The 7,694-nt window shown below is 69.2% G+C and carries 10 protein-coding genes and 1 pseudogene; 4 read left to right on the top strand and 7 right to left on the bottom strand.

Features of this window, described 5'->3' with window-relative positions:
* Positions 1 to 11: 11 nt before the first annotated feature.
* Genes hpxZ through OXS49_RS04700 form a run of 3 tightly spaced genes read right to left on the bottom strand, consistent with a single transcriptional unit; the run spans position 12 to position 1,995 of the window.
* Positions 12 to 395, bottom strand: a complete 384-nt coding sequence (hpxZ, locus tag OXS49_RS04690; protein WP_267422259.1) for an oxalurate catabolism protein HpxZ — start codon at positions 393 to 395, stop codon at positions 12 to 14.
* Positions 395 to 1,774 carry an AtzE family amidohydrolase gene (locus OXS49_RS04695; RefSeq protein ID WP_267422286.1) on the bottom strand — a complete coding sequence of 460 codons (1,380 nt, stop codon included), beginning with the start codon at positions 1,772 to 1,774 and terminating at the stop codon, positions 395 to 397. The genes hpxZ and OXS49_RS04695 overlap by 1 nt, the downstream gene beginning before the upstream one ends.
* A 14-nt stretch (positions 1,775 to 1,788) precedes the next feature.
* A complete protein-coding gene (locus OXS49_RS04700) occupies positions 1,789 to 1,995 on the bottom strand; it encodes a DUF4089 domain-containing protein (RefSeq protein ID WP_243999372.1) in 207 nt (68 codons plus the stop codon).
* 923 nt (positions 1,996 to 2,918) lie between these two features.
* Between OXS49_RS04700 and OXS49_RS04705 the strand changes: the two genes are divergently transcribed.
* The 3 genes from OXS49_RS04705 to OXS49_RS04715 all read left to right on the top strand — a co-directional run bounded on the left by OXS49_RS04705 (position 2,919) and on the right by OXS49_RS04715 (position 4,126).
* Positions 2,919 to 3,299, top strand: coding sequence for a DUF6481 family protein (locus OXS49_RS04705; protein WP_243999374.1), 381 nt, complete (start codon positions 2,919 to 2,921; stop codon positions 3,297 to 3,299).
* Between the two features lie 175 nt (positions 3,300 to 3,474).
* A complete protein-coding gene (locus OXS49_RS04710; RefSeq protein WP_243999376.1) occupies positions 3,475 to 3,741 on the top strand; it encodes a hypothetical protein in 267 nt (88 codons plus the stop codon).
* 130 nt (positions 3,742 to 3,871) lie between these two features.
* Positions 3,872 to 4,126, top strand: a complete 255-nt coding sequence (locus tag OXS49_RS04715; RefSeq protein WP_267422265.1) for a hypothetical protein — start codon at positions 3,872 to 3,874, stop codon at positions 4,124 to 4,126.
* Between the two features lie 18 nt (positions 4,127 to 4,144).
* On the opposite strand, the gene OXS49_RS04720 is transcribed toward OXS49_RS04715, so the two are convergent.
* From OXS49_RS04720 to OXS49_RS04735, 4 genes and pseudogenes are all read right to left on the bottom strand, one after another.
* Complete coding sequence (locus OXS49_RS04720; protein ID WP_243999380.1) at positions 4,145 to 4,351, bottom strand: hypothetical protein; 207 nt, start codon at positions 4,349 to 4,351, stop codon at positions 4,145 to 4,147.
* A gap of 189 nt (positions 4,352 to 4,540) precedes the next feature.
* Positions 4,541 to 5,206 (bottom strand): annotated as a pseudogene (locus tag OXS49_RS04725) (HAD family hydrolase).
* 146 nt (positions 5,207 to 5,352) lie between these two features.
* Positions 5,353 to 5,808: a DUF2934 domain-containing protein gene (locus OXS49_RS04730; protein WP_267422267.1), complete on the bottom strand. Its 456-nt coding sequence runs from the start codon at positions 5,806 to 5,808 to the stop codon at positions 5,353 to 5,355.
* A 78-nt stretch (positions 5,809 to 5,886) separates the two neighbouring features.
* Entirely contained in the window at positions 5,887 to 6,351 is a 465-nt protein-coding gene (locus OXS49_RS04735; RefSeq protein ID WP_243999386.1) for an atp-dependent helicase, read from the bottom strand.
* A 175-nt stretch (positions 6,352 to 6,526) separates the two neighbouring features.
* On the opposite strand from OXS49_RS04735, the gene OXS49_RS04740 reads away from it, so the two are divergent.
* A complete protein-coding gene (locus OXS49_RS04740; protein ID WP_267422269.1) occupies positions 6,527 to 7,093 on the top strand; it encodes a NifU family protein in 567 nt (188 codons plus the stop codon).
* Positions 7,094 to 7,694 lie beyond the last annotated feature (601 nt).

The following is a 7,694-nucleotide window of genomic DNA, read 5'->3' on the forward strand; positions in this document are numbered from 1 at the left end:
CGCAGAGCGCCTTAGTCGCCGTCGATCAGGCTCACATGCGCGGCGACAACCCGCCAGCCCTCGGGGAAGCGCATCCAGGTCTGGCTCTGGCGGCCGATCTTCCCGGGTGCGGACGCGCGGGTGAACAGCGTCATGGCGGTGGCGGCATCGCGCCCATAGGTGGTGATCTGGGTCTGCGCCAGGGTGCGCTCCAGGCCCACGGGCGAGCGGGCGCGGCGAAAGGCGCGGATGGCGTCCATGCCGTAGAGGTTCTCGCCGATACCGTAGCGGATGGTCAGCGGATCGTCCCGGAACAGCGCCTCCAGGGTCGGGACGTCGTTGGTGGTGAGCGCGGTTTCGTAGGCCCGGAACGCGGCCTCGACCTCGGCCTTCACGGCAAAATCGTCGATCACCATCAGGTCAGCTCCGCGATGGGCGCCTTGCAGACACCCGTCCGTTCGAGGTGGCGGGCGACACGCAGGGCCAGATCCTCCCGCCAGGGGGCGGCAATCACCTGAACACCGAGCGGCAACCCGTCGTCCAGCCGGACCGGCACGCCGACCACCGGCAGGCCGATGAACGAGATCGGCTGCGTGAACACGCCGATATTGGCCCGCACCGGCAGACTCACGCCGTCGAGCACGAAGTGGGTCTGGCCACCCTTCGGAGCCCGGCAGGGGGTGGCGGGCGCCAGGATCACGTCGAGGCCGCCGAACAGGTCGAGCACCGCGTCCCGGTACCAGCGGCGGAAGCGCTGCGCCCGCTCGACGAAGGGCGCCGGGATCATCGCGCCGGCGATCAGCCGGTCCCGCACCGCCGGGTCGAAATCCCCCGGCCGGGTGCGCAGGCGGTCGAGGTGGAGCGTCGCGCCCTCGGTCGCGGTGATCAGGTAGGCGGCGGCCCGGGCGCGATGGGCCTCCGGCAGATCGACCACCCGGTCTACGCCGAGGGCCTCGGCGACGTGCGCCACCGCGGCGAACGCGTCCGGATCGCCGCCACGGGCGAAATAGCCGCCCGCCACCGCGATCCGCAGGCCGTCGATGCCGGATTCCAGAACCGGCAGGACCGGCTCGGCTGCGCGGGTCGTCGCCACGGGATCGTCCGGATCCGGGCCCTGCATGGCGTCGTACGCTAGGGCGAGATCGGCGACGCTGCGGGCCATCGGCCCGAGATGGTCGAGGCTTCCGACGAAGGGGAAGCTCCCGGCGCGGCTGAGCCGGCCGTAGGTCGGCTTCAACCCGAAACAGCCGCAGAACGCGGCGGGCACCCGGATCGAGCCGTTGGTATCCGAGCCCAGCGTCAGCGGCACCATTCCGGCAGCCAGCGCAGCCCCGGATCCGCTGGATGAGCCGCCGGTCATGTGATCCAGCGCGTGCGGGTTGTGGGCGTCCCCGTCGTGGATGTTCTCGCCGGTGAAGTCATAGGCGTATTCGCCCATGTTGAGCGCCCCGACGAGGATCGCCCCGGCCGCCTCGAGCCGGCGCACCAGGGCGCCGTCCCGCTGGGCCCGCGGATGCGCCCGGTTGATCTTCGCGCCCGCCCGGGTGGGCAGGCCCGCGACGTCGATGAGGTTCTTGACCGCGAACGGCACGCCCGCGAGCGGTCCGGCAGTGGCGCCTTCACCGAGGGCGGCGTCGAGGGCTTCGGCCCGGGCCAGGGCGCGGGCTGCGAGCACGTCGGTGAAGGCGTTGACGCGACCGTCGGTCCGCGCGATCCGGTCGAGGGTCTGCGCAACCACGTCCCGCGCGGTGCTGCGCCGGCTGGCGACCGCGGCGGCGATCGACGCCGCATCCATCGGAGGCGCCGCGCTCACGCTTCGAACCTCGGCGCGGCCTCGACCGCATCGGGGAGCGGGAATTCGGTCAGCAGCGTCGCCGCCGCCGCGAGGACGCGCAGATTGGCCGCGATCGCAGCCGTCCACCCGGCGTCGATGGCGATGCCGAGAAGCGGCGCGGTCGCCGCGATGGTGGCCTCCGGATCGAACGCGGCGGCGGATGACGGTACGGGTTCGGGCATGGCGCGGCTCAATTCGGCACTGGGATCAGCGTGGCTGGGTTTAGCAGGCCTCGTGCCGACAGGTTCGGCGGCGGAGCCTTAGAGCACGTGCCTCATTATTGTGCATCGCGATATCGGCAGCGAGAGCGAGCAGTTCGGGACGCCAGGGTGCCTCATTCTTGAGCTCATAGCGTTCGTCGCCGAAGCGAACGCCAGTTCGACCCGATAGACCGCGTCGGTGCTGGATCGAGAAGCCGTGCCCGATTGTGATGCGCCGAGGCACAGCCCTGGCGGCCTATCGCCACCGATACCCGTAGGCCGAGTACGACGCTCCCAAGCACCACGAAGCCCTTCCGCAGATCGGATCGCGCCGCCCGGCGACGCAAAGTTGTCGCTGCTGCAAATCAGGGTTGCAACACGTGAAGGTGAATCAGTGGGAACACGTCGGCTGGAGTGTCGGCGCGCGATCCGTGATGCCGAATGACCTGCGCTCGGCCTCGGGCCGTCTGTCAGGGTGACGGCCAATACAGGTTGGTCATCTTGCCGCCTCCTCGGACCCGTCCTATCTTACGGACAGCGCGGTGCCATACTGGCCTCTCACTCGCTGAGGCGTCCGTTGCCACCGGCGCTTGATGTTTTTCTGCATCGCCGGGTGAGACTCTTACAGAGACGGTGTGGATTGTCGCTGTGTCAGCGGGCCGAACGTGTTCCCACGATTGCATCGCCGCCGGGGCTCCGGCTAAAGGCTAACCGTTTTCAAACCTTGGTTCGACCCGAGCGCTGCGGCGTCCGCTGAGCGTTCGGGTCGAACCATCGGTACAGCCGATGGGTCGGCATGGTTCCGAGGTCCGAGGACGGCATCGGGATCTGCAGACGAGAGGTCCCGCACCGGCGTGGCCGGATGTCCCTGTGCATGTCGAACGTATTGAACTGAGAAAGGTCAGATGAGCGCATTCGACTACAGAAATTTCGACGACCGCCGCCAGCACTCCCAGAGTGCCAAGGCTGCCCTGCTGGCCAAGTTCAAGGCGCGCCCCCCGGCCGACGATCCGGAGGTCATCGCCAAGGCCAAGGCCCGGGCCGAGATCACGAAGGCGCGCGAGGAGCGTACCCGCGAGCGTGAGGCCGCGCGCATCGCCGCCGAGCTGAAGGCCGCCGAAGAGAAGCGTGAGCGCGAGGAAACGGAGCTGGCTGCCCAGCTTGCCCGCGAAGTCGCAGAGCTTGCCGCCGCGCAGGAGCGCAAGTCGGCCGAACTTCACGCCAAGAAGGCCCAGCGCGACGCGCGCTACGCGGCGCGAAAGGCCAACGTCAAGGTCAAGCGCTGAGCGCACGCGCTTCGGCTCGGCTGTTTCGATGAAACGACGCCCGCCCCTCCGGCGGGCGTCGTCGCATCTGGGCCTAGGGTCTGAAACCGACGCGCGCCGTGCCGCGTTTGCGACTGTTCGTCGGCCGTCCCGATTCGAGCGGCTGCCCTGGAGAGGTCGCGCGATGCTGTGCAGAATGAGTCCGCTCGTTGCCGTTCTGCTCTGGTCAGGGGCCGCCGCAGCGCAGGACCCGACCAAGGCGATGGCGTGCGACACGCTGCTGGCGGCCCGCCGGGTCGACGCCGCGACCGGCGCGAGCCGTACGGTCGAGGGCGAGGCCGGCTGCCGCAGCATCGATCGGAAGACGATCGGCTCGGTCGAGCAGCGGGCTTTGATCGGCGGCGCGCCCTACGAATGCATGACGATCGCGGGTGCCGGCCGCTGCCTGTGGATCGTGCCTTGACGGACGCGCAGACTGTAGTCTCGGACGGTTCACCGCCGCGCGAAACGCTCTAGTTCGGCATCGGAGTGGAGTAAGGATCGCGATCGGAATGCCGGATTCTTGGGCAAGACAGCGTTTATCCGCATGCGGAGTGTTCGGAACGCTGATCGGCCTGATGCTGGCCGTGAGTCCCGCCCGGGCCGAACCCCCGATTCGCAGCCCGGAGGACGCAGCCTGCCGTCTGGAGGCGCGGGCCCGGGTCTTCACGGCCCCCAACCCCCGCGGTCTGGAACTCGAGGAGATCGGGAAGCAGATCTACTACGCCTGCATGGCGCGGCTTGGAGAGGCCGCGCAGCCGGCCAAGGCCGCACACCGACGGCACAAGCGGCGCCATCGGCGGTCGTGAGCCCTCAGGCTCCGGCAATCACGAGTTGAGCGGCGCTCCGATCCGGGCGCGCAGGCGCAGGCGCAGGGTCTCGTCGCCGCCCTCGGCCTGCAGAGCCGCCATCAGGCGCAGCAGGTGGCTCAGCGGGGTTGACCGACACGCGACGGCGTCGGCGATCTGATCCGGCAGCGACTTGGCGGCCGGAACGAAACGCATCGCCGGTTGGGCCTGATGTGTCTGAGGCATCCGCAGCGCTCGTCCTTTGAAAGGATCCAGGTTGGCGGGCGGCTGGCTACGCCTTTTGCCGAAGCCGCACCAGCCCCTATCGCGATTTTACGTAGCCGGCATCACGCCGAGTCACCGCGCTGCAACAGATCGAGTGAAACATGGGGATAGCGCAGGCCGCCGCATAGACATCGCGGGTCAGGCGGCCCGTCAACGCTGCGCCAGCGGGGAGTGGTCGTAGCCGTCGAGGAGATCCTGGGGGTCGCGGAAGATCGCCACGCAGCCCGCCGCCGAGAGGTCGGCCTCCGGGAAGCCGCCGCAGAGCACGCCGATCGTCGGCACGCCGGCCTTCCCCGCGGCCTCGGCATCGTAGGGCGTGTCGCCGACCGCATGGACCGTGTCGGACCGCCCCGCTCCGAGCTTGGTCAGGGCAGCCTGGAAGATGTCGGGATGCGGTTTAGACCGCTCGGCGTCATCCGAGCTGGTGGCGACATCGACGAGATCGCCGATTTTCAGGATTTCGGTGTAGCGCTCTACCTCGGGTCCCTAGCCCGACGAGGCCAGCGCGATCGTGAGGCCATCCGCGCGGATCCGCTCGAACAGGGCGCGGACACCGGGAAACGGCCGCACCTCGGGCAGGAACTTCTGCTTGAACAGGTCCGACCGGAACGCCTCGATGGTCTTGCCCTCGCGTTCGATCCGCTCCTGCGGCAGGAACACCGGCATCAGTTCGTCGCCGCCCTTCCCGATCTGGCTGCGGACGTGGCCCTGATCCGTCTCCACGCCGAAATGCGCGAAGGCTTCCACCCAGGCGCGGGCATGCAGATCGACGCTGTCGAGCAGGGTCCCGTCGATGTCGAAGATGACAGCGCGCATGCGAGCCTCGTTGCGGCGCAGGCCAGCCCGCTTCAGGGCAAACAACCGGGGCGGCGGAAGGCCCGTTCCCTTTCGAAGCACCGGAACGGCAGAAGCCCGCCCCCGGTCGGGGACGGGCTTCTGAAATCAATCCGGTGCGGCGTGCGTCAGTGCATCGCCGCCGGGGTGCGGGCGGGCTTCGCCTTGGCGGCCAGCCCAGCGGTGACCGCAGCTTTCGAGGCCCGGACGGGCTTCGGAGCCGTCGGCTTCGCGGCGGCCTTGACGGGGGCGGGCTTCGGCGCCGCCGGCTTGGCGGCAGCCTGGGGCGCAACCGCCTTCGCGGTCTTCGGCGCGGCGGCCTTCGTCGCGGCCTTTGGGGCAGCGGCCTTGGGGGCAGCGGACTTGGGGGCAGCGGACTTGGACGCGGCAACCTTGGCAGACGCGGGAAGGGCGGCCTTCTCGGCGGTGACGGCCTGGATCACGCTCGCCGCCGCCAGCGTGGCGTTGGCGTGCAGCTCGGTCTCCGCGCGCATCCAATGCGCCGCGGCCTGGCCGTGGATCCGGCCTTCGCTTTCCCAGATGAAATAGGCGCATTCGCGCACGTGGTGTTCGCTGATCTGCATGCCGTTGGCCTCCTGCTGTCCGTCCCGCGACCGACGATGGGAGGGCTGGGTTAAGGGGCAGTTAACCCTGCGGATCGGCTATTCGGTGCGGCCCAGAATGCGCCGGGCCTCGGCGAGGAGGATCGCGTGGCGCTCCGCCCCGGGACCGGCCACGGGCGCGTCGCGGCCGGCTTGGGCGATGCGCTTCTGGAACCGGCGCCGGTCCAAACCCCAGACGCGCAGGCTTGCCAGGACGGCGTCGAGAACGATGCGGACCGCATCGGTGCGTGCCTCGGCGCGGGCGACCACCTCGCCGTGGGCGGCTGTGGCATCCGCGACGATCCTGGCGTCCGCAACTGCAGTGTCGGTCCCGGCCCGCGCGTGGTCGAGGTCCAGGCCCGCGCGCCGCGCGGCCTGCCAGGCTTGCGCGTGCTGGTGCGTGCGCAGGGCGAGCAGGACCTTGAGGGCCGCGACCTCGGCCTCGGCCGCGTCGAGCTTCGCCCGGGTCTCGCGAAGGTCCTCCGGCTGATCCTGCACGCGCATCTCGTCCCCAGTCACGGTCACCGCTGGCTCCTCTGTTGCCTCGAAGCGCCCGTCCTCGGATGCGCGAAGCCGAATGTCCACTCTCGCGGGAGGCCGCGCAGGTTGAGAAAATCCGATGGTCGGTCCACATGATCAGGTGCGCCCTGGGGCGCATGTCCCGGCCGGCCTTGAACCGGCGCAGCGGAGTTATGCCAACATGTTCATCCAGACCGAAGCCACGCCGAACCCGGCCACCCTGAAGTTCCTCCCCGGACGCGTCGTCCTGTCCGAGTCGACCTTCGAGGCGAAGAACGCCGAGGCTGCCGCCCGCTCGCCCCTGGCGTCGGCCCTGTTCGCGGTCCCGGGCGTCTCGGGCGTCTATTTCGGGCACGACTTCATCTCGGTCACCAAGGCCGAGGACGGGTCCGACTGGGCGCAGGTGAAGCCTGCCGTGCTCGGCGCGATCATGGAGCATTTCCAGTCCGGCGTCCCCGTGATGGACGAGGGCGGTCACGACGCGACCGAGGCCGGGGACGAGTTCTACGACGAGGCCGATCACGACACGGTCGTCACCATCAAGGATCTGCTCGAGACGCGCGTGCGCCCGGCCGTGGCCGGCGACGGCGGCGACATCACCTTCCGCGGCTACAAGGAGGGCGTGGTCTATCTCGAGATGAAGGGCGCCTGCTCGGGCTGCCCGTCCTCGACCGCGACGCTGCGGCACGGGGTTCAGAACCTGTTCCGGCACTTCCTCCCCGAGGTGCGGGAAGTTCAGGCGATCTGAGGATCGTATCGGGGACGCGCGGTGCGCCGCGGGCCTTTCCAGCCCGCGGCCGCGAGGGTGCCGGCGTGGCGCCGTTGCTTCGAAAAGAGAGCGTTTTTCCGCTCTCCGCACGGGGTACGATAGTTAAGCCTTTCTCGCCGCCGTGCTCTCTTCTCCCCCTTGCGGCTACGGGTGACACAGGTTTTCGGTCTCGTCAGGCGCGCCCTTCTGCAAATTGAGGTGCGGGTCCCCTCTCCCGTGCGGGAGAGGGACAAGGGTGAGAGTCGAGAACTCTCCGAACGAGACGCGCCCTGTCTGCTCATCGATCACGCTTTCGATCCTGAGAGTTCTCATCCCTCACCCCAACCCTTTCCCGCTCGGGAGAGGGGGCCGGTCGCGCTCTGTCATGAGCCGCATGCTTCAAACCCGCGTCCCCCGTGGCCGCAGAGGAGAAGAGCGCGCATCGGCCGGGGAAGTGTGATCAGCATGCCCAAAGGGCTGACCACCCTACGCCATCCTTGACAATGTTCCTATTCTATGCTCATTAGCCGCCACCTGTCCACGGCGGCCCGGGAGCGATCCCGGGGCGTCCTTTGCGGGGCCCGCCCGGTGGCTGACCGGT

The sequence above is a fragment of the Methylobacterium sp. GC_Met_2 genome (assembly GCF_026540795.1).
GTDB lineage: Bacteria > Pseudomonadota > Alphaproteobacteria > Rhizobiales > Beijerinckiaceae > Methylobacterium.

Coding starts and splice junctions, on each gene's coding strand:
- hpxZ (WP_267422259.1), bottom strand. CDS start 395: ATGGTGATCGACGATTTTGCCGTGAAGGCCGAGGTCGAGGCCGCGTTC.
- OXS49_RS04695 (WP_267422286.1), bottom strand. CDS start 1,774: ATGGATGCGGCGTCGATCGCCGCCGCGGTCGCCAGCCGGCGCAGCACC.
- OXS49_RS04700 (WP_243999372.1), bottom strand. CDS start 1,995: ATGCCCGAACCCGTACCGTCATCCGCCGCCGCGTTCGATCCGGAGGCC.
- OXS49_RS04705 (WP_243999374.1), top strand. CDS start 2,919: ATGAGCGCATTCGACTACAGAAATTTCGACGACCGCCGCCAGCACTCC.
- OXS49_RS04710 (WP_243999376.1), top strand. CDS start 3,475: ATGAGTCCGCTCGTTGCCGTTCTGCTCTGGTCAGGGGCCGCCGCAGCG.
- OXS49_RS04720 (WP_243999380.1), bottom strand. CDS start 4,351: ATGCCTCAGACACATCAGGCCCAACCGGCGATGCGTTTCGTTCCGGCC.
- OXS49_RS04730 (WP_267422267.1), bottom strand. CDS start 5,808: ATGCAGATCAGCGAACACCACGTGCGCGAATGCGCCTATTTCATCTGG.
- OXS49_RS04740 (WP_267422269.1), top strand. CDS start 6,527: ATGTTCATCCAGACCGAAGCCACGCCGAACCCGGCCACCCTGAAGTTC.